Genomic DNA, 21,407 nt, shown 5'->3' on the forward strand with positions numbered 1-21,407 from the left:
TGGTCGCTAGAACTGGCTCGCTGAGGCGACTTGCCAGTCAGCGGCGAACTCTTCGGGGATGGTCTTGCCCAACAGAGAGCCGTCATCCAGGAAGCTGTATAGCTCGGCATAAGACCGCTCTCGTTCATCCGCATTTCGGCGCCGGATGTCAGCAGGGCGCAGGTCGGAAACTTTTGCTTTGCCCATAGCCCCTAATATCTCGCGGAAGCTTTCAAGTGTCGCGTCATGAAACCGATGTACGCGCTGTCGTTTCTGTGGCACATTCACCGCCCGCCCACGGATCGGATCTTGCGTTGCCACCCCCGAAGGGCACCTGTTGGTGTTGCAATGCAGCGCCTGAATGCACCCCACCGCAAACATCATCGCCCGCGCCGCGTTACACATATCCGCACCCAAAGCGAATTTCTCGACCATATCGAACCCAGTGGCCACTTTGCCCGAACAGATCACCCGCACCTTGTCGCGGACCCCGATACCGCGCAGACAGTTGTTTACAAATATCAGTGCCTCGTTGAGCGGCATCCCCAATCGGTTGGTGAACTCGACCGGGGCAGCGCCAGTGCCCCCTTCCGCGCCGTCCACCGTGATGAAGTCAGGCAGAATCTCAGTTTCCAACATCGCTTTGCAAATCGCCATAAACTCGGATCGACGACCGATGCACAGTTTGAAGCCCACGGGCTTGCCACCTGACATCTCTCGCAGATGCTGAACGAAATGCATCAATCCAGTCGGTCCATCAAAGGCCGAATGAATAGGTGGGGAAATCACATCCTGATGTACTGGAACCCCACGAATCTCGGCGATTTCTTCATCCACCTTTGCTGCCGGTAGGACCCCGCCATGAGACGGCTTCGCCCCTTGCGACAATTTGATCTCGATCGCCTTGACGACATCTATCTTGGCCTTTTCGGCAAACAGGTCCTTATCGAACCCACCTTCAGGCGTGCGGCATCCAAAATATCCTGTTCCGATTTGCCAGATGATGTCTCCACCTTCTGCCAGATGGTGGGGGGACAGCCCGCCTTCGCCCGTGTTATGCGCAAAACCCCCATCTTTTGCACCACCGTTCAAAGCACGGATTGCGTTGGCGCTGAGTGCACCGAAACTCATTGCTGATACGTTCAGACGCGACGCATTGTAGGGTTTGTCGCACTGAGGGCCGCCCAGTATCACCCGTTCTTCGCACTCTTCGACGTGCTTGGGGGATAACGAGTGATCAGCGCGGTGATAACCTACCGTCATGATATCGTACTGAGTGCCAAACGCCTGAGTATCCACCTGCCCCTTGGCGCGGGAATAGACCAGACTGCGGATGATCCGATTATAGGGCCGCCCGCTTTCATTGGTTTCAACGAAATACTGCCGGATTTCAGGGCTGACAAACTCCAACATATATCGGAAGTGACCCAGTACCGGGTAGTTGTTCAGCACATTATGCTTGGTTGTCAGCATGTCGTAGAGACCGACAACCGCATAGGGGATCAGTATGATCAGCAACCAGTGGGCGGGTGGCCAGAAAGAACCCCAAAGCAAAGTCAAAGGCAAGCAGACATAGCTGAGGAAATAGTAAAGCCTGCGAACAATCATTTCCTATCTCCCTGAGTAGCGCTGTGACAGCGTGACCTTGAATGGACATTGGGTCCATGACCCTGCTCTTCATCCAGAACGTGGAACAAATTGACCTGTTTGCGCAAGCCCTTGCTAATCAAACAAAGATAACGGTTGGGTTAGCGAGGCCGGTTGAACCAAGCAAAAGCAGTCTGTATGCAAAATGAAACGCTGGTCAGAGCAGGATCAACCGCAGTGTCGAAAACAGCGCCTGTATTCGGGCATCGCGCCCTGATGTATACAGCCGTCTTTGTGGGGGGTGCTGCAGGGTCGTTGCTGCGCGAGCTATTTTCGCTGGAAATCCCCGGCGCTCCGTTCCTGACCGCGACTTTCGGCATCAATGTTGCGGCCTGTTTCGTTCTAGGTTGGCTCTATGCCATTCGAAATCTTGTCCACGCCCACGTCCTGCATCTAGGGGCCGTCGGATTTTGCGGTGGGCTATCGACGTTTTCCTCATTCGTCGCCGAGCTGGAAAGACTGGCAGAAACCGGGAATTGGTTTGTGATTATCGCCGTAAGCGCGGAGATCGCATTTGGTCTTACGGCGGCGGTTCTTGGGGAAGCGCTGGGTCGGCGGCATCATTCCCGGGAAACATCGGAATGACGACCTTGTATCTACATGCCATGTTCGCATTGGGCGGAGGATTGGGGGCTGTACTGCGGCATTGGCTGGCGCTTCGGGTGACGCATGATCTGCCGTACTCGACCCTGATCGTGAATGTTCTGGGCAGCCTTCTGCTGGGTCTTTGGATTGGTTATCTGGGTGGCTCTGCGGAAATGGGCGAAGAGGAAAAACGCCTTGTATTCGGGTTTTGCGGCGGCTTCACCACATTCTCAAGCTTCGCCTATCAATCGCTGCAATTGCACCGTGAACGGACGATCGTATTTGCCGCCGGTAACATCGTTCTCAGCCTCGTCTTGTGCTGGTTCGCGCTATGGCTGGGCCTTGTTCTGACGCGCTAGTGAACGGGTGCTGCAGCCCTTTGGTCGGGCCTGGGCGCGCGGCAGAAGAACAACAGTGGGATCGTGGCCAACGCCAGCAGTCCAAGATTGTTGAATACAGTAAGGTACGAGATCATCTCGGCCTGCCGAGCAATCTCTTGTCCCAAAATGGCGGCGCCCTGGGCGCTATCGGGTGTCAGCCCCAGCGGCGCAAGATAAGCCTGTGCAGCAGGATTGTAGGGTGTCACATTCTCACTTAGCACTGCCGTATTGGTTTGCAGGCCACGCACGACCCAAGTCCCCACCAATGAAATACCTACCGAAGAGCCAAGCTGCCTGGTGACGTTGAATAGGCCCGAGGCCTCATCCTGCCTTGATTTACTGATGCTCTCGAATGCCAGAATAGACATCGGCACAAACACCAGCCCCATCCCCAGACCACTGACAAAGCCCGGCCAAGCCAGTTGCCAGAAACCGGCGTCGAGGTTGAGCGTGCCCAACATGAAATTCCCCACTGCTGTCAACAGCATCCCCAACCCGGCTAAAACTCGTGGATCAAACCGGGTGACCAGTACGGCCCCGGTCAGCACCATCGATGCACCTGCTGCGATCCCGCGCGGTATGAACAAATGACCGGATTCGATCACGGGGTAATCGAGCAGGCTTTGCACAAAGGTTGGCAGTATGGCGATCCCGCCAAACAATGAGATCGCGAACCCCGCTATCACCAGGTTGCACAGGGCAAAGTTGCGATCCGCAAAAAGGCGCAAATCAACGACAGAATGCCGGGATGTCAGAGAATGGACGATGAACCCCAGCGCCCCAAGAACCGAAGCGATCAGCGCCAGCTGTATCATCCTCGATGACAGCCAGTCCTTGGTCTCACCTTGGTCAAGAATGAATTGAAGGCATCCAATGCCAACTGCCAGCAGCGCCAGGCCTTTCCAGTCGATGCGCACCTCTTCGGTTTTGTCGTCCGGCAACTCGCCCGCCAAAAGCAGCAGGGCCATGGCAGCGACCGGAAGATTGACGAAAAACACCATTCGCCACGAAAAATACTCTGTCAGGACTGCGCCTACAGTTGGGCCCAACACCGGTGCGACCACCACGCCCAAGCCAAAGACCGCCATGGCCTGCCCCCGTTTTTCACGCGGAAAGGCGTCAAACAGGATGGACTGCGACAACGGGATCAGGAACGCGCCGAACATGCCCTGCGCCAGGCGGAACGCGACGATAGTCTGAAGACTCCATGACAGGCCGCACATGACAGACATTGTGGCAAAACCCGTGACCGCAGTCAGGATCAGCCTGCGCCGCCCGACCCGACGCGCGACAAACCCGGTCAGCGGCATGACCACAACGGCTGAGACGATATAGCTGGTTAAGATCCATGTCGCCTGATCGGTTGTGGCCCCAAAAGCCGCCTGAATATGCGGCAACGCAACATTGACGATGGTACTGTCCAGAACTTCGAGAATAGCACTGAGCACGACGGCCACGACAATCACGCGATTGATATGGCCGGCATCAGTCATTGGCTGGTTCCGGTTGTATCCACCGTAACTTTGCTGCTGCCTCCGATACGCAGCGGAGCATCAGTTGGATCAAGCTCAATCCGCACCGGGAAACGACGAGTGACCTTGACCCAGTTGCCGCTGGAGTTTTCGGACGGCAACAACGAAAACGTATCGCCCGAGCCTCGACCGATCGACGCAACCTTGCCGGTCAGGGTCGTGTCTGGAAGCATATCCACCTGCACTGTGACCGGCTGACCGGGTCGGATGCGTGGCAGTGATGTTTCCTTGAAATTTGCATCGACCCACCAGTCAGACGACTCGACAATGGAAAATTGCGGCGCATTGGCCGAGACAGACGACCCTGGCCGCAGCGTCAGATTTGCGATCCAGCCATCGGCCGCGGCATAGACCTTGGTCCAGACAAGATCGGCCTGCGCGATTTCCAACGCAGCCTGCGAGGACAACACATTGTCCTGCCGGGCCGCGAGACCACTTTGCAATGCGGAAAGCTCGGACCGGCTGGTGGTCAACCGGGCCGAAGCCTGTGCGAATTCGGATGTAGTTTGGTCCAGCGAGGCCTGCGCGAGGTCCCCGTCCGAAAACAAAGCTCGGGCACGTTCAAGATTGCTCTGCGCGGTTTCGTAGAAAGAGTTGGCGCTTTCGACAGCGGCCTGTGCAGCGGTGATCTGGTTCGAGAAGGAGTCAGCCTGCTGAATGGCACTGTCCAGATTAGCTTTGGCCTGATCGACCGAGGCTTGGAACTGTGTCGGATCAATCGAGAACAGCAAATCGCCTGCATTGACCGGCTGGTTTTCGACCACCGCAACGTCTGAAACCTGCCCGGTCACCTGTGCGGCCACGTAGATGATATTCGCGCCGATATAGGCGTCTTTTGTTGACGGATACCGCTCTTCATGCCGCCAGAAAAGGAACAATCCAATAGCAATCGTGACCAGTATCCCTGCGGCGGCAATTGCCTTGAATGACTTCATAAGCAGCTTCCTTTTCGGTGCCTAATCGAGCGACCTCACATCACCTGCATATGCATGCGCATGGCCAGATTGCCCAGAATCCAAACTGTCCCGCCGATGATAATCAGCAGAACAAGTGTCGAGAACAGAACCAGGTCCAGATCCTCTCGGCTGCTGCGGCGGCGGTCGATGTGTAGAAAATAGATCAGTTGAACAACCAGTTGTGCCAACCCCAAAAGGCCGATGGTCATATAGACACCTGGTGTTTCAATACCGAAATGATAGGCGATCACAAATACCACCAGCGTGAGCAGCAGTGACCCACCATAGCCAATCACGTAACGCCGCCGTTCGCGGTGATGCATCTCGGATCGTTTATCCATAGGCCAGCCCTCCGAAATACACGATGGTTATTATGCCGATCCAGATAAGATCGAGGAAATGCCAGAATAGCGCCAACCGCACCATACGCGACATCAGCAGATCGGTCAGCCCGAACACACGCAGCTGAATACCCAGCACGATTAGCCACAGACACCCGGCTGCAACATGCAAGCCGTGGAGCGGTACGAGACCATAGAAGGCCGACAAAAACCCGCTACGCTGTGGGATACCGCCTTGGGCTGCCATGTTCATGAAATCACGGATTTCCAAAACCAGAAAACTGAGCCCCAGCAACAGAGTCACTCCGAACCACAGCACGATCCGTGCCCGAGGCAGGTTGTATTTCAGCGCCAACATCGCCAGCCCGACGGTCAAACTGCTGGTCAGCAGAATGAGAGTCTGGGCAAAGATGCTTTTCAGGTCGAACAGCTCATGCGGGCCCGGACCGCCGGCCTGCGCGTCTATCATGGTGATATAGATCGCGAACATCAGGCCGAAATAGACCAGATCGCTCATCAGGAAGACCCAAAAGCCGAAAGTGACGACCTCGGTCGCCTTGTGGGCGCTGGCGTGGTCCTCACCGAGGTTTATCCCCGGATAGCTGTGCTTGGGTGCGCGCCTCATATCACGGCCTCCATATCCGGGCGGGCGAGGCCGCGATTCTCCGGTGTACTTTCATGATCGCGATCCACAGCGGCGGTGCTGTGGACCAGCGCCAACCACGCCTCGTGTTCTTTGCGGACCTCTTCGGCGGGGATGATGACTTCGGTGCTGGTGTCGAAACTCCAGATGATAATGGCGAGGATCATCGCGATGGTCATCAGTGCTGCCAGCCACCAGATCCACCAGACCAGAGAGAACATCCAGATGCCACTGAGCACGCAGAGGATAAACCCGATGCCGGTGTTGCGCGGCATCTCGATATCTTCGTAGGCCGCGGGTGCAGGATAGGCTTGTCCGCGCTCCTTAGCTGCAGCAAAGTCATCGCGGTCACTAACCTGCGGAATAATAGCGAAGTTGTAGGGCGGCGGCGGAGACGGGATCGACCATTCCAGCGTGCGCCCGTCCCAAGGATCACCGACCGGTGCGCGGGTCTGTTCTCGGTCGCGTATACTGACCCACAATTGGACCAGGATCGAAAGCAACCCGCAAGTAATCACCAGCGATCCTATGGCGGCGGTGATCATGTAGGGGTGAAAGCTGGGATCCTCCCAACTGAACGACCGGCGGGGCATGCCCATCAGACCAACGAAGTAGAGCGGCATGAAGGTCAGCAGAAACCCAACCGTCCAGCAGAAAACCGAAACGCGGCCCCAGAACTCGTTTAGACGGAACCCAAAGGCCTTGGGAAACCAGTAGTTATAGCCGGCTAGCAACCCGAACAGCACACCGGGTAGCAACGCGTTGTGGAAATGCGCAACCAGAAACAGCGTATTATGGACCTGATAGTCGACGGTTGGATTGGCAAGAACCACTCCGCTGAGGCCGCCGATGACGAACAACATCAAGAACGCAAGGCCATAAAGCATCGGGACCGAGAATCGAATGCGCCCACGGTACAGAGTCGCCATCCAGTCATAGACCTTAACCCCGGTCGGAATGGCGATCAGCATCGTGGCAATCCCGAACACCGCGTTGATCAGAGCGCTTTGCCCCATGGTGAAGAAATGATGCAACCAAACCGTGAAGGACATGACCGCAATCGACATTGTTGCGATGACCAGTGAGTTGTAACCATAGAGACGCTTGGCCGAAAAGGTGGCAAAGACCTCAGAATAGATTCCATATGCAGGCAGGACCAACAGGTAGACCTCGGGGTGGCCAAACAGCCAGAACAGGTTGGCATAGTTCATCATGTTGCCGCCAAGGTCATTGGTGAAGAAGTGAAAATCCAGATAGCGATCCGCGGCCAGCAGCAGCGCGGCAACGCCTAGGGGCGGCATAGCAAAGATGATCAGGATCGAGCTGCAAATGATCGTCCAGCAATACATGGGCAACCGCATGAACTTCATCCCCGGCGCACGCAGCTTGTAGATCGTGACGGCAAAGTTGATGCCAGTCAGTGTTGTGCCCACGCCCGAGACCACGATGGCCCAGATCCAGTAATCCGGCCCAACGCCGGGATTGAACGCGGCCCCGGTATAGGGCGGATAGGCGGTCCAACCACCTGTTGAGAATTCGCCCACCACCAGCGAGACCATCAGCATCAGCCCGGCCGAGACGGTCAGACCAAGCCCGATCTGGTTCATCACCGGAAAGGCCACGTCGCGCGCGCCTATCATGAGCGGAATTATGTAATTAGCGACGCCAAAGACAAAAGGTACCGCGACGAAGAACACCATTATGGTGCCATGAGTGCTAAACAGTTCCGCGAAATGCTCGGGTTCCAGGAATCCGTCCCCCGGTCCCGCCGCCTGTTGGGCCCGCATCACCACGCCTTCCAAGACGCCCCGCGCCAGCATGACGATGGCGAAGACAATGTACATGATGCCGATCTTCTTGTGATCAGCGCTGGTCAGCCAATCGCGCCAGAGCGGACCCCACAACCGGAACCACGTCAGGATGCCAATCACTACCACTACGCCCACGATCACAATAGCAGCAGCAGCGTTTGCAATGATCTCATTTGCGCCAGGGTTCTGGATCAGTCCAGCGATGGGAAATGCATCCCAGCTCAGGCGACCGAAGAAACCGGTCTCGGCATTTGTCATTGGCTTGCCTCCTGCCCGTATTCAGCCGTTCCGGGTTGCTGATCCAACTGCAGAGGCTCGCCGCTGTGATAACGACGCAGGATCGAATGGAACAGGTCGCCCTCTTCCAGCGTGAAATAAAGCGCATTCAGCGGCATGAGTTCGGTGCCCAATGCTGCCTGCACCTCATCCCGATCCGTACGCATCGCCAACGTTCGATAAGTGCTTTCGGTCAACGGTATGCCATGCGCTTTTACGCTGGCGACCCATGCCTGAAAATCCTCGGGCTGCATGGCTTGCGCCAGGAATTTCTGCTTTGTGAATCCTCGGCCATTATACTGTGTGTTCTCGCCTTGCATCGTTTCAGGCGAGTCTGCCACCAGGTGTAGCCGAGTCGTCATCCCCGGCATGGCATAGATTTGCCCCGCCAGCGCCGGGATCATGAACGACTGCATCACCGTGTCTGTGGTCAGCGTCATCGCAACTTGCTGTTTGATCGGTATGCCCAGTTCTCCCACCGTTGCGATGCCATGATCTGGATAGATGAACAGCCATTTCCAATCGAGGCCAACCACCTGCACATTTAGGGCAGGCTCCTCTCCAAAAGGGGCGGAATAAGGGTCAAGACGATGTGTCGCTTTCCAGAGATAGAAAGACAGGATCATCACGATCACGACCGGGACGCCCCACATCAGAAATTCAAGCTTCGCCGAAAAATCCCAATGCGGCGTGTATGCAGCATTTCCACCCTTACGTCGGCGATAACGCAGGGCAATCAGCGGCACCAGAGCCAGAACCGGTATCACAGCGATCAGGATAAGAGCCGTCGCGCGCAAAAGGTGTGTCTTTTGCACCGCTGCAATCGGGCCTTGGGGGTCCATGAAGCTATCACTCGCCCCGGCAGACTCAGCCGTCAACAACAGAGCAACAAAGATCACCAAGGCTGGCACAGCGACTGAATGTATCCGAGACAAGGTCACACCTGATGATCCTCTTGCGGCGGGGTTTCCCGGCAACTATCGGCAGAGTCACGGATTTTCTCAAGAACTTTTCCAAAATCACCCTGCGGCGCCGCTGTTGACATGAGGTCAAGCGCGCGCGAGACCAATCATATGCGTTTGGTTCTTGCAATAGTCTCCCTGGTTTGTCTTGGCACCCCCTCGGTAGCGCAAGATCGCGCTGAGGTTGAACGTCAGTTCCAGAACTGGCTGCAACAAACCATTTGGCCTCAGGCAAAATCCAAGGGCGTTTCGAAACGCACATTCCAAAGCGCCTTTGACGGGGTGACGCTGAACTGGGACCTTCCTGACCTGGTTCCGCCGGGCAGCCCCAAAAAGACACCCAAGCAACAACGGCAGGCCGAGTTCGGCTCACCTGGTCGATATTTCAATGCCGGATCAGTCCAGGGTGCCACCTCCGTCGGTCGCAAGATGGCTAGGCGCTACGCGGACACGCTATCACGTGTCGAGACAGAAACCGGCGTACCCGCCCGTATCATACTGGCCATCTGGGGCCGCGAAAGCGGATACGGACAAGTCCCTATCCGCCATAATGCGTTTCAGGTGCTGGGCACCAAAGGGTTCATGAGCACACGGGCAGAGTATTTCACGGCTGAACTAATTGCTGCGCTACAGATCGCAGAATCCGGTCACGGCCAAGGCAACGCACTGAAAAGCAGTTGGGCGGGTGCCTTGGGGCAGCCTCAGTTCATGCCCACAAATTTTCTGACTTACGCGCGCGATGGCGATGGCGATGGCCGAACTGATATCTGGGGCTCAGCCTCGGACACGATTGCATCAATCGGCGCGTATCTTGACGAGCACGGATGGGTGACAGGCCGCGACTGGGGGTTCGAAGTTATCCTACCCACGACCGTTTCTTGCGCGTTGGAGGGCCCTGATCAGGGGCGGTTGATCCGCGATTGGGTCGCCATGGGCGTAAATCGCGTTTCCGGCAAACCTTTTCCGGCACATGAACTTGATGCCGAGGGCTATCTTATGATGCCTGCCGGTCGTAGCGGTCCGGCCTTTATCGTAACGCCCAATTTCTATGTCCTCAAAGACTATAACACCAGCGACCTTTATGCGCTGTTTGTGGGACATGTCGGTGATCGCATCCAATACGGAGTTGGCGATTTTCGGGGTCGTTGGGGCGATGTCGGCAATCTCTATCGTTCAGATGTCGCCAGCATGCAGCAGGTGCTTGTTCAACAGGGTCATGACGTCGGTGGCGTCGATGGCCTGCCCGGATACAAAACCCGACGCTCGATCGGGCACTGGCAAGAGGCTTCTGGAAGCACACCAACCTGCTTCCCCGATGCCTCATTGAAGGCCGTTCTGAAGCCGTAGCAGCGTACTGATTCGCCATTTACGAGCATCAATGCGAACACATTCACCCACGGTGATATGTTGAGCTTCACGAAAATGTCACTGCCACGAAGTGTTTCAAAATAAAATTTTAACACCTCCGCCGGCTGCGGTTCTAATCAGCCTTTGTGGTCTTCACCCACCGCAAAACCCTTTACCTTTGCTTCAAAACTGACAGGTTCATGGGCAGTGAAAGATAGCTTTCGCATTCGGATCTCCGACATTGCCTGATGCATGAATGCCGAAATTATCGATCTTGGCACGATCTAGATCAAGGTAAAGTCCAGACAATTGCCGGAGACAAAATGGCAGACAAGCGCCCACCGCGAATGCGGTTTGGACGTTCGAAACCATACAAAATGGGAGTAAACACATGAACAAAATAATCAGAACCTCTTTGGCAGGACTGTTGTCCTCGACCATCATTACCGGTGCTGCAATTGCTGCCGGTACACATCCCGAAACCGGAGAAGCCCTGGCCGACGATCAGACCTTCACCTATCGGATTCTCGATGAACACAGCTCGGTCGACCCGCAAGTCGTAGAAGATGTGTCGGGTGCAGAAATTGTTCGCGATCTGTTTGAAGGCCTGATGAATCAGGATGAGGACGGTAACCTGGTTCCTGGTGTCGCCACCGAATTCTCGGTCAACGATACCAAGGACGTTTACACCTTTACCCTGCGCGATGAAGCGAAGTGGTCGAATGGTGATCCGGTGACCGCAGGTGACTTTGTGTATGCCTGGAAGCGCGCCGTCGATCCCGAACTGTCGTCGCCCTATGCGTGGTTCATGGAACTGATGTCGATCGAAAACGCTGCCGAGATCATCGCGGGCGAAAAACCGGTAGATGAGTTGGGTGTCAAAGCCATCGACGACAAAACGCTGGAAGTCCGCCTGAGCGCCCCCCTTCCCTATTTCCCGCAGATGACCACACATTCGACAACCTTCCCGGCACCGCAGAAAGTGATCGAAGAATTTGGTGACGCCTGGACCAAACCGGAAAACATCGTCTCGAACGGCGCTTATGTTCTGACCGAGCACCTGCCGCAGGAACGCTCGGTACGTGAACGCAACACCGCCTATTGGGACAACGATAACACCATCATCGACAAGGTCGTGGCGCTGGTCATCAATGATGAAAACGTCGCCCTGACCCGCTATTTGGCTGGCGAACTGGACCGCACCGAAATTCCAGCCGGCCAGTACCCACGTCTGAAGGAAGAGCACCCTGTAGAAGCCATCAGCTTCCCACGCCTGTGCAACTATTATTACACCTTCAACCTATCTGATGGTGGCCCCGAGGCTTTCAAGGACCCGAACGTCCGCCAAGCCCTGTCACTGGCCGTTGATCGTGCGATTATCACCGAAAAAGTGATGGCAGGCGGTCAGCCCGAAGCCTACACTTTCGCCCCCGAAGCAACCGCAGGCTTCACCGTACCGGCCGTTGAAATGGCATCCATGTCCCAAGCCGAACGCGACGAGTTGGCGAAGGAGCTTCTAGCAGAAGCAGGTTATGGGCCTGACAACCCTCTGAGCTTCCAGATGGTTTATAACACCGCGGAAAACCACAAGAAGGTCGCCGTTGCGCTGAGCCAGATGTGGAAGCAGAAGCTTGGCGTGAACGCCGAACTGGCAAATATGGAGTGGAAAGTCTTCCTCGAGGAGCGCGGCAACCAAAACTTTGAGCTGGCACGTGGTGCTTGGTGCGGAGACTACAACGAGGCGTCAACCTTCCTGGACCTACTGCAGTCGGACTCGGGCTATAATGACGGCAAATATGCCAACGCGCGCGTTGATGAGCTGCTGGCCGAGGCCAAAACCTCGGACGATCCGGCTCCGCTTTACACCGAAGTTGAACGCATCATCGCCCAAGAAACGCCTGTGATCCCGATCTATCACTACGCAGGCGTCTATATGATGGACAGCGATGTAGGCAACTGGCCGGTGAACAACGTCGAGCAGAACTGGTACTCGAAAAACCTCTACAAGCTCGCTGAATAATTGTCTTTGAACCACGCCGTGCCCCGGAGACATCCGGGGCAGGGCCAATAAACACGGGGGCATGAAATGCTTGCCTACAGTTTAAAGCGGCTACTGGTCGCTATTCCGACGATCCTGTTATTGATCGTCGCCTGCTTTTTCCTCATGCACATCGCGCCTGGCGGGCCATTCACCTCGGAACGGCCATTGCCGCCGCAGGTTCTGGCCAATATCGAGGCGCGTTATGGATTGGACCAACCGCTGTGGAAACAGCTTTGGGACTATCTGTACAACATCGTGGTGCATTTTGATTTCGGACCGTCCTTCAAATTCAAGGATCGGGATGTGAACGACATCATCGCGCAGGGTTTCCCGATTTCGCTAACCTATGGTTCGTTGTCCTTTCTGGTGGCAACATCCGTTGGCGTCGCGCTGGGAATTGCCGCTGCAATCAAACACAACAGCTGGATTGACTACTTTGCGGTGGGTCTGGGTATCGCCGCTCAGGCGCTTCCGAACTTCATCATGGGGCCGATCCTGATCCTGACCTTTACCCTGTGGTTGGGGTGGCTGCCGGGTGGCGGCTGGCATGGCGGTCAATGGCAGTATCTGGTGATGCCGGTGATTGCGTTGGCGACCTCCTACATGGGCTCAATCGCAAGGATTACGCGGTCATCGATGCTGGAGGTTCTGAACTCGAACTTCATTCGAACTGCACGGGCCAAGGGATTGCCGACAAGAACCGTGATCTGGCGCCATGCGCTTAAACCGACATTGCTTCCCGTTGTCTCGTACCTCGGGCCGGTTTTTGTCTACGTTCTGACCGGTTCGGTTTTTGTCGACATCTATTTCTCAACCGGTGGTCTGGGGCAGGCCTATGTCGGCTCGGCTTTGTCTCGCGACTATGCTGTGCTGCTAGGGGTCACCATTCTTTACGGCGCGTTGACCGTGGTTGTGAACCTTCTGACCGACCTGGCTTATGCCTGGTTCGATCCAAAAATCCGATACTGAGGGGCAGGCAATGCTTGGAAAATCACAAAAAGCCGCCCATCTGGCCGAGGAAATCACTGATTACACGGTCATTCAGGGGCGCTCGCTTTGGCAGGACGCACGGATACGTTTTGTCCGCAACAAAGCCGCAATGGCCAGCGTTTTCATTTTGGGTCTGATCGTGTTGTTCACGATTGTTGGGCCTTACTTCGCGGTCTGGAACAATGAAGAGATCGATTGGAACGTCATGGGGGACGTGCGCGGCATGGGGATGCCATCCATCGAAACCGGACACTATTTCGGCGTCGATGATCTGGGGCGCGACCTATACAGCCGTGTCATTCAGGCCACCACCACATCGCTGCTGGTCGGTTTGATCGGGGCCGCGACCGCTCTGATCGTCGGCACCTGCTATGGCATCACCGCAGGATATATTGGCGGGCGCACCGACAGTGCGATGATGCGGTTCGTGGACATCCTGCTTGCAATTCCGGCAACACTGATCATCATTTTGCTGCTTGTCGTGGCGGGACGATCCTTTTTCATGCTGTTCATCGCCTTGGGCGCGGTCGGTTGGCTGACGATGGCGCGGATTGTTCGGGGGCAAACCCTGACCTTGAAGAACCGCGAATTTATCGAAGCCGCGCGCGCCGCCGGTGTCAGCGAATTTACCATCATGTACCGTCACATTCTGCCCAACCTGTTGGGCGTTGTGATCGTGTACGCTTCGTTACTGGTGCCTGAGATGATCCTGACCGAAAGCTTCATCTCGTTCCTCGGCCTCGGAATCTCAGAACCCTACACATCGTTGGGCCGCCTGATCGCCGAAGGGGCTGGCACCATGGCGTATGGTACGCTCTGGCAGCTGATGTTCCCTCTTACTTTTTATGTCGCCATCATCATCACCATGTTCTTCATCGGTGACGGGCTGCGCGACGCTCTGGACCCGAAGGATCGCTGATATGAGTCTGTTTTCCGTCAAGGACCTGAGCGTCCGATTTGATACGCCCGATGGCGTGGTTGAGGCTGTAAAAGGCATCAGTTTCGACATTGATCCCGGCGAATGTCTGGGCATCGTCGGCGAAAGTGGCTCGGGCAAAAGCCAGACGTTCATGGCAGCGATGGGGCTGTTGCCCTCCGCTGGCCATGCGTCTGGTTCTGCTTTGCTGAATGGTCAGGAAATCCTGAATCTACCTGTGAACAAAATCAACAAGATTCGTGGCTCAGACGTCGGCATGATCTTTCAGGATCCGCTGACCGCGCTGACCCCACATCTGCGGGTCGGCCAGCAAATGCGCGAAGTGCTGCAGGTTCACGAGGGCTTGCAAGGTTCGGCTGCCCGCCAACGTTGCCTTGACTGGCTCAACCGCGTGCGCATCCCCGAAGCGGCGCGGCGTCTGGATCAGTATCCGCACGAGTTGTCGGGCGGCATGCGCCAGCGTGTGATGATCGCCATGTCGATGCTGTGTAATCCCAAGCTGCTGATTGCGGATGAGCCCACGACCGCGTTGGATGTGACTGTTCAGGCCGACATTCTGGACCTGATGGTACGGTTGCAAAAGGACGAAGGCACGGCCATTGCTCTGATCACTCACGACATGGGTGTTGTCGCGCGCATGTGTGACAATATTCAGGTCATGCGTATGGGCGAGTTTGTCGAAGCCGGTGATACGCGAGAAGTCTTTCGCGCTCCTCGGCATGACTACACCCGCACGCTACTTGAGGCGATGCCGCGTATTGATGCGGGCGATGCGCCGAAAGCTTTGCCGCAGACGGAAGAACCGTTGCTGAAAGTAGATGACGTCAAGGTTCATTTCCCCATCCATGTCCCGGGTGGTCTTTTTGGGCACAAGGTACCGCTGAAAGCCGTTGATGGCGTGAGTTTCGACATCCGAAAGGGCGAGACTCTGGGTGTTGTTGGGGAATCCGGCTGTGGCAAATCCACACTGGCCCGGGCTGTGCTGCAATTGATCGAACCTAGCGCGGGTAATGTCAGCTGGTTGGGGCATCCGATTGTAGGGCTGAAACGGGCAGAGTTGAACAAGTACCGCAAGGACTTGCAGATCGTGTTTCAGGACCCGCTGGCAAGCCTTGATCCACGGATGACGATCTCGGCCTCGATCGCGGAACCGCTGAAAACCTACCGACCGGATCTGACTGAGCGTGAGCGCAAGGAGTTGGTCGCCGAGATGATGGAGCGTGTTGGCTTGAAGGCCAACATGATCAATCGGTATCCGCACGAACTGTCCGGGGGGCAAAACCAGCGTGTAGGAATCGCACGGGCCATGATCAACAAACCAAAGTTGATTATCTGTGACGAGGCGGTCTCGGCGCTGGATGTGTCCATTCAGGCCCAGATCGTGGGATTGTTGCGCGAATTGCAACAAGAGTTCGGCCTATCGATGATCTTCATCAGCCACGATTTGTCAGTGGTGCGCGCGGTCTCGAACCGGATCATGGTGTTGTACCTGGGCCGCATCGTCGAATTGGGCGATGGTGAGGTGATCTGTTCCGAACCGAAACACCCGTATACGCAGTCCCTGATCTCGGCGGTTCCGATCCCTGATCCGGATGTCGAGCGCAGCCGTCAAAGGCTTAAACTACCGGGAGAATTGCCGTCCCCCATGGATCCAAAAGCGGCTCTGCGATTTTTGCCCAGCAGATTGTCTTTGGGTGAAACCAACTATGTTCCCCAACTTAGTGAGGTTGCGCCGGATCACTTCGTCGCCGAACATGACCCGCTTGAGACAATTATGGACAATGCATAAGGATACGCGCCCCGTTCTTCGGGGCGCGTTCTAAACTTCATTGATCAAGTGATTGATGGATCGGATAATTGAAACCCGCATTCGGCTCTGTTTCGTTTTGACTCTGACCTAAAGTTAATGGCAGATTCCAGCAATCCCGTAGCAGACCAGCCGGGTGTGATTGATTGGTAGGATTTTAGATTATATGTGGGGCTCCGGCATCACCGAGAGTCGCCGGCAATATATAGAATTAGTGAGGTAATATGGTACGCAAAGTCACCAAGGCGATATTTCCCGTTGCGGGAATGGGCACTCGGTTTCTTCCGGCGACTAAGTCGGTACCAAAGGAAATCATGACGCTGGTTGATCGTCCGCTGGTTCAATATGCCATCGACGAGGCGCGTGCCGCCGGGATCACCGAGTTCATCTTCGTGACATCGCGTGGGAAATCAGCGCTTGAGGATTATTTCGATCACAATCTTGTGCTGGAACAAGACCTCAAGTCCAAGGGCAAAGACGAACTGCTTGAGATATTGAACGCCACTAACATGGAAAGCGGTGCAATCGCTTATATCCGTCAGCACAAAGCGCTGGGATTGGGGCATGCGGTCTGGTGCGCGCGGCGACTGATCGGGGATGAACCCTTTGCCGTGATGCTGCCAGATGATGTGATTGCCGCCGACAAACCCTGCCTGCAGCAGATGGTCGAAGCTTATGAGGAAACCGGCGGCAACATGGTCGCCGCGATGGAAGTCCCCAACGAAAAAACCAGCTCCTACGGTATTTTGGATACGGGCCAGAACGTTGGCACGGTGGTTCGGGCCAAAGGAATGGTTGAAAAACCGAAACCCGAGGACGCGCCATCCAATCTAGCGGTGATCGGTCGTTACATCTTAGGTCCTTCGGTTCTATACAATCTGAACCAGAAAAAGAAGGGAAGTGGCGGCGAAATCCAACTGACCGACGCAATTGCCGAGGATATAGGCAATGGTGTTCCTGTTTTTGGCTACAAGTTTGATGGACAGCGGTTCGATTGTGGTTCAAAGGCTGGCTTTCTGCAAGCAACGGTCTCGTTCGCATTGGCCCGCGATGATCTGCGCGACGACCTAAACCAATATCTGCATGAAGTCGTGGCCTCTGATCGGGCCGCGCAGTAGGCCTAATTGTGTCAGCTATTCCGATTTCAATTCAATAGTTTAAGCTAATAGGTTCAGAAGGGGCAGGCATTATGAGCATGGTCTATCCTGTAATTTTATGTGGCGGATCCGGTACTCGGCTTTGGCCGTTGTCGCGTAAAAGCTACCCCAAACAGTTTGTTCCGCTGATTGGTGAAACCAGCCTGCTGCAGCAATGTGCCGAGCGGTTGAAAGGCCCGACCGACACGCCTTACGCCAAACCTCTGATCCTGACCAACGAGGCTTTCCGCTTTGTTGTCCCTGAACAATTGATGGCCATCGGAGTCGATCCGGGTCCAATCTTGATCGAACCCGAAGGACGCAATACTGCACCTGCAGTGCTGGCCGCTGCCCTGCACCTTTCATCCATTGATCCCGACGGGATGATGCTGGTAGCCGCGTCGGATCACGTCATTCCAGACAGTGCGGCCTTTCACGAGGCCGTCACCGAAGGTGTCCGAACAATAGCCGAGCGTGGAGATCTGGTGACGTTTGGGATCACACCCGACCGACCCGAAACCGGATATGGCTACCTTAAGCTCGCCCAAGCACCGGACTCGTCAGGCGCTTCTGTGCAACTTGACCGGTTCGTTGAAAAACCCGATCTTGAAAACGCCAAGGCAATGGTGGCTGAAGGGAGTTATCTTTGGAACTCGGGCATCTTTTTGTTCGCGGTCCGAGATATCCTTGAGGCTTTCGACCAGCATGCACATGATCTAATTGCGCCCGTTCAGAAGGCGGTTGAGCATGCACAGTGTGATCTGGGCTTCCTGCGGTTAGATCCCGAGGCCTGGGCGACAGTTCAGGACATCTCTATCGACTATGCGGTTATGGAGAAGGCCGACAATCTCAGCGTTGTCCCTTATGCCGCCGGGTGGTCAGACGTGGGCAGCTGGTCTGCCGTACAAGAGCTGAGCAACCCCGATCCAGACGGCGTTGCAACTGCCGGCGAAGTGACCGCCATAGATTGTCGCAACGTGCTTGTGCGTTCTGAATCGCCCGCGCTAGAAGTTGTTGCAATGGGGTTAGAGAACGTAATCACCGTGGCTATGCCTGACGCGGTTTTAGTCGCCAGCATGGACCGGACGCAAGACGTCAAGCAGGCCGTCGCAGCATTGAAGGCAAAAGGCGCCAAGCAGGCGGTAGCATTGCCCGTTGATCATCGCCCTTGGGGATGGTTCGAAAGCCTCGTCATCGGCGATCGGTTTCAGGTCAAACGCATTCACGTCCATCCCGGCGCTTCGCTGAGCTTGCAATCGCATCACCATCGGTCCGAGCATTGGATTGTCGTGGAAGGCACCGCCGAGGTGACTATTGACGACAAGGTACAGCTCGTGTCTGAGAATGAATCCGTCTATGTGCCGCTCGGGGCCGTGCACCGGATGGTAAACCCAGGCAAAGTGCCAATGGTTCTTATCGAGGTGCAGACCGGGACCTATTTGGGTGAAGATGACATTATTCGCTACGAAGATGTCTACGCGCGTGACTGAGATCTGATTTCAAGAACTGATCCAAGTTTGGGGCATCTGCAAGGCAGATGTCTCCATATATCTGAGACCAAATCTTAAAAATTCGAAACCTGGGCGTTCGGCTGGGTCAGGCGGGATTTACGCACATCACGGCAGTGTGGCGCGCAATCATCATCGGACCGACACCACAGGAGGATGCCCATGCCACAGAACTCTCCCCGTCTAAATCTGCCCTATCTGCAACCCGCGCAGGCCCAAAAACATGTGACCCATAACGAAGCGCTGCGTGCGCTAGATCTGGTGGTGCAGCTAAGCGTTGCGTCCGTTAACGCGACGATCCCACCAGCTGCTCCTGATCAGGGTGAAACCTATGCATTGGGCACGTCTCCGACCGGGGCATGGTCCGGACAGGATGGAAAACTGGCGGCTTGGTTGGACAACGGGTGGCAATTCTTGACGCCCGACATGGGCTGGCGGGCTTGGGATCAAAATGCAGGGCTGTTGAAAGTCTGGGACGGGTCGGCGTGGATCGACCCGCCGGTCAATACACAGAACCTTTCCGGGATCGGCATCGCAACCGGATCAGACAGCACAAACCGTCTGGCCGTACGTAGCCCTGCCAGCTTGTTGACGCATGAGGGCGCTGGCCACCAACTCAAGATCAACAAGGCTGGTGCCGGTGATACTGCCTCGCTGCTGTTTCAATCGAACTGGACCGGCCATGCCGAAATGGGCCTATCCGGCGATACAAATTTTTCAATCAAGGTCTCGCAGGATGGCGGAAGCTGGGTCGATGCTTTGCGGTTTGACGCCACAACCGGAACAGCCAGCGGAGCGGCTGTGCAAAGCAGCGCCGATGACACCACCTCGGGTCGCCTGATGCGGGCAGATTACGGGTACGGACCGGGCAATGTGCTGGGCACCGTATCCGAAAGCAGCGGTGTACCCAGCGGAGCGGTGATCGAGAGGGGCAGCGATGCAAATGGTGACTACACGCGCTTTGCTGACGGAACCCAGATTTGCACCGCCGTTCTAAGTGCGGTGGCCTGCACGACCGCAACTGGTAGTATGTTCGCCAGCGGTACCGCCAATTGGGATTTCCCTATTGCCTTTGCTGACAGCAGTTCTCCCGCTCTCAGCGGGAACGGCGGCGGTATTGGCCGATTTATGGGGTTTGACGCACCTTCAGAAACTCAAGCGACGTATCAGGTGATGGCTCCATCCTTGGACGCTACCAGTATAGCGCCAACAGTGATCGCAGTCGGACGTTGGTACTGAATAAAGACCGTTCGGGCCATCGCCCGGACGGTTATCGTTCTTGCAAATTGGTTTCTGACCGATCCAGACAACACGCAAAGATCTGTCTTATCCTGTACCCAAGATCGATACCAGGAACCCAGCTAACAACCCTATCATTTCACTCTTTGTGAAAGCGGCAGATCAAGGCCAGTTACAAGGCCGCCGTCCATACGCGATATCGACCCTGCCCGGTTACTTCGCGGATTAGCCCCCTATCGCTGAATTTGTCCAGATTTCGCTGTGCCGCTGCACGCGAGGCATGGGTCAGTTCTTCGGCCAGCGGGGCGGAAACCATCGGCCAAGCCGTTAATGCATCAATCAGCACGGGTGGGGTTCGACCGCTTAGGTCCGAAATGGCGTCGCGGGCGCGCCCTTCCCAAGCGCTGATCCGGTCCAAATGCAGCAAAGCCGCAAGTGAGGCCTGACCTGCCCCCTGAATCCAGGCCGAAAGTTTCTCGTCCAACGATCCTGCCCCCCGCAATGCACCTGGGCCCGACAGAGAAAGCGGCATGAACAATGCGCCACCTCGACCCATCGCGGAGGCATGACGGGCCGCGATGACCGCAGCCTCGGTATCCTGTCCTATGCCAGGAGACAACGCGCGCCAGGCGTGAAATCCGATGGCGGCCTGGGTAACCGGGTGCAAACCGGCGACATTTCGCATGGTTTCCGCCAGATCAATCACTGCTTCGGGTGTATCTTCGAAACCTTGGGCCTGACGGTCTAGAAAAGCGGTCAGCCCCGCATCCCAGCCGCCCTCTGATGGCGCAGCACCCGACGACAGCCGCCTCACTGCCCATCCCGCCCGATACAAAGCCTGCACATCATCACCGGTTGCTCCGATCCGCAAACCGGTCCAAAGCGCAAGGCGGTCGACGCTGATCCGATCGCCCGTCCACCAGCCCAGATCCGAGACCTCCATCAGGGCCAGACGGTGACCCCACCCCTTGGGACCCGCGCGCAAACGTTCATCCAGAGCTCCAAATGTCACGGCCAGATCGGCAAGTTCAGCTGATAACTCGGATTGGGCCGCACGCCAGTCCCTTGGGTCAAACAGCAAACGCTGGTCCGGTCTCGGTACAGAGGGCAGAAATTCTCCCGGGTCTTCGTCGCCGTCAGGCGGGAGGAACCACAAATCCTCGTCTTCCGGCGGATCGGTGTCATAGATGCTGCGCGGCCCTTCTTCCAAGGCCTCATCATCCGGGTCCGATATCTGAGGGTTCGGCTTCATGTCGGGTATTCTTCGGGCATTTACCGCGGTTCTCAAGT

18 protein-coding genes are annotated in these 21,407 nt (G+C 56.1%); 10 read left to right on the top strand and 8 right to left on the bottom strand.

The window, feature by feature from the left end; genetic code table 11:
- Positions 1-6 precede the first annotated feature (6 nt).
- Complete coding sequence (locus AC2TEM_RS06215) at positions 7-1,587, bottom strand: FMN-binding glutamate synthase family protein (protein WP_170422815.1); 1,581 nt, start codon at positions 1,585-1,587, stop codon at positions 7-9.
- Between the two features lie 216 nt (positions 1,588-1,803).
- On the opposite strand from AC2TEM_RS06215, the gene AC2TEM_RS06220 reads away from it, so the two are divergent.
- Positions 1,804-2,211: a fluoride efflux transporter FluC gene (locus tag AC2TEM_RS06220; RefSeq protein ID WP_480790475.1), complete on the top strand. Its 408-nt coding sequence runs from the start codon at positions 1,804-1,806 to the stop codon at positions 2,209-2,211.
- Positions 2,208-2,570 carry a fluoride efflux transporter CrcB gene (gene crcB / locus AC2TEM_RS06225; protein WP_170394509.1) on the top strand — a complete coding sequence of 121 codons (363 nt, stop codon included), beginning with the start codon at positions 2,208-2,210 and terminating at the stop codon, positions 2,568-2,570. The genes AC2TEM_RS06220 and crcB overlap by 4 nt, the downstream gene beginning before the upstream one ends.
- Here crcB and AC2TEM_RS06230 read toward each other — a convergent pair.
- The 6 genes from AC2TEM_RS06230 to AC2TEM_RS06255 are packed head-to-tail and all read right to left on the bottom strand — an operon-like array spanning position 2,567 to position 8,992.
- A complete protein-coding gene (locus AC2TEM_RS06230; protein WP_170422817.1) occupies positions 2,567-4,084 on the bottom strand; it encodes a DHA2 family efflux MFS transporter permease subunit in 1,518 nt (505 codons plus the stop codon). The genes crcB and AC2TEM_RS06230 overlap by 4 nt on opposite strands.
- Complete coding sequence (locus tag AC2TEM_RS06235; RefSeq protein ID WP_170422819.1) at positions 4,081-5,058, bottom strand: HlyD family secretion protein; 978 nt, start codon at positions 5,056-5,058, stop codon at positions 4,081-4,083. The genes AC2TEM_RS06230 and AC2TEM_RS06235 overlap by 4 nt, the downstream gene beginning before the upstream one ends.
- Before the next feature lie 35 nt (positions 5,059-5,093).
- Positions 5,094-5,420 carry a cytochrome o ubiquinol oxidase subunit IV gene (locus AC2TEM_RS06240; RefSeq protein WP_255612219.1) on the bottom strand — a complete coding sequence of 109 codons (327 nt, stop codon included), beginning with the start codon at positions 5,418-5,420 and terminating at the stop codon, positions 5,094-5,096.
- Positions 5,413-6,045 carry a cytochrome c oxidase subunit 3 gene (locus tag AC2TEM_RS06245; RefSeq protein WP_170422821.1) on the bottom strand — a complete coding sequence of 211 codons (633 nt, stop codon included), beginning with the start codon at positions 6,043-6,045 and terminating at the stop codon, positions 5,413-5,415. Before AC2TEM_RS06245 ends, AC2TEM_RS06240 begins: the two co-directional genes overlap by 8 nt.
- Positions 6,042-8,132, bottom strand: a complete 2,091-nt coding sequence (locus AC2TEM_RS06250) for a cbb3-type cytochrome c oxidase subunit I (protein WP_170422823.1) — start codon at positions 8,130-8,132, stop codon at positions 6,042-6,044. The genes AC2TEM_RS06245 and AC2TEM_RS06250 overlap by 4 nt, the downstream gene beginning before the upstream one ends.
- Complete coding sequence (locus AC2TEM_RS06255) at positions 8,129-8,992, bottom strand: cytochrome ubiquinol oxidase subunit II (RefSeq protein ID WP_480436524.1); 864 nt, start codon at positions 8,990-8,992, stop codon at positions 8,129-8,131. Before AC2TEM_RS06255 ends, AC2TEM_RS06250 begins: the two co-directional genes overlap by 4 nt.
- Positions 8,993-9,223: 231 nt before the next feature.
- Between AC2TEM_RS06255 and AC2TEM_RS06260 the strand changes: the two genes are divergently transcribed.
- From AC2TEM_RS06260 to AC2TEM_RS06295, 8 genes are all read left to right on the top strand, one after another.
- Entirely contained in the window at positions 9,224-10,459 is a 1,236-nt protein-coding gene (locus tag AC2TEM_RS06260) for a lytic murein transglycosylase (protein WP_170422825.1), read from the top strand.
- A gap of 391 nt (positions 10,460-10,850) precedes the next feature.
- Positions 10,851-12,479, top strand: a complete 1,629-nt coding sequence (locus AC2TEM_RS06265; protein WP_170407804.1) for a peptide ABC transporter substrate-binding protein — start codon at positions 10,851-10,853, stop codon at positions 12,477-12,479.
- A 66-nt stretch (positions 12,480-12,545) separates the two neighbouring features.
- The gene (oppB, locus tag AC2TEM_RS06270; RefSeq protein ID WP_170422826.1) at positions 12,546-13,469 is read left to right on the top strand and encodes an oligopeptide ABC transporter permease OppB; all 924 of its coding nucleotides are present in this window, start codon (positions 12,546-12,548) and stop codon (positions 13,467-13,469) included.
- Between the two features lie 10 nt (positions 13,470-13,479).
- The gene (locus AC2TEM_RS06275; protein ID WP_170407802.1) at positions 13,480-14,409 is read left to right on the top strand and encodes an ABC transporter permease subunit; all 930 of its coding nucleotides are present in this window, start codon (positions 13,480-13,482) and stop codon (positions 14,407-14,409) included.
- Position 14,410: 1 nt separating this feature from the next.
- Positions 14,411-16,216, top strand: coding sequence for an ABC transporter ATP-binding protein (locus AC2TEM_RS06280; protein WP_170422827.1), 1,806 nt, complete (start codon positions 14,411-14,413; stop codon positions 16,214-16,216).
- Positions 16,217-16,458: 242 nt separating this feature from the next.
- On the top strand, positions 16,459-17,352 hold the full coding sequence (gene galU / locus AC2TEM_RS06285; protein WP_170422829.1) for a UTP--glucose-1-phosphate uridylyltransferase GalU: 894 nt from the start codon (positions 16,459-16,461) through the stop codon (positions 17,350-17,352).
- 71 nt (positions 17,353-17,423) lie between these two features.
- A complete protein-coding gene (locus tag AC2TEM_RS06290; protein ID WP_170422831.1) occupies positions 17,424-18,860 on the top strand; it encodes a mannose-1-phosphate guanylyltransferase/mannose-6-phosphate isomerase in 1,437 nt (478 codons plus the stop codon).
- Positions 18,861-19,040: 180 nt separating this feature from the next.
- A complete protein-coding gene (locus tag AC2TEM_RS06295) occupies positions 19,041-20,117 on the top strand; it encodes a DUF2793 domain-containing protein (protein WP_170422833.1) in 1,077 nt (358 codons plus the stop codon).
- A 172-nt stretch (positions 20,118-20,289) separates the two neighbouring features.
- On the opposite strand, the gene AC2TEM_RS06300 is transcribed toward AC2TEM_RS06295, so the two are convergent.
- Entirely contained in the window at positions 20,290-21,369 is a 1,080-nt protein-coding gene (locus tag AC2TEM_RS06300) for a helix-turn-helix domain-containing protein (RefSeq protein ID WP_170422835.1), read from the bottom strand.
- Positions 21,370-21,407 lie beyond the last annotated feature (38 nt).

The organism is Ruegeria sp. HKCCD3925, assembly GCF_057221175.1.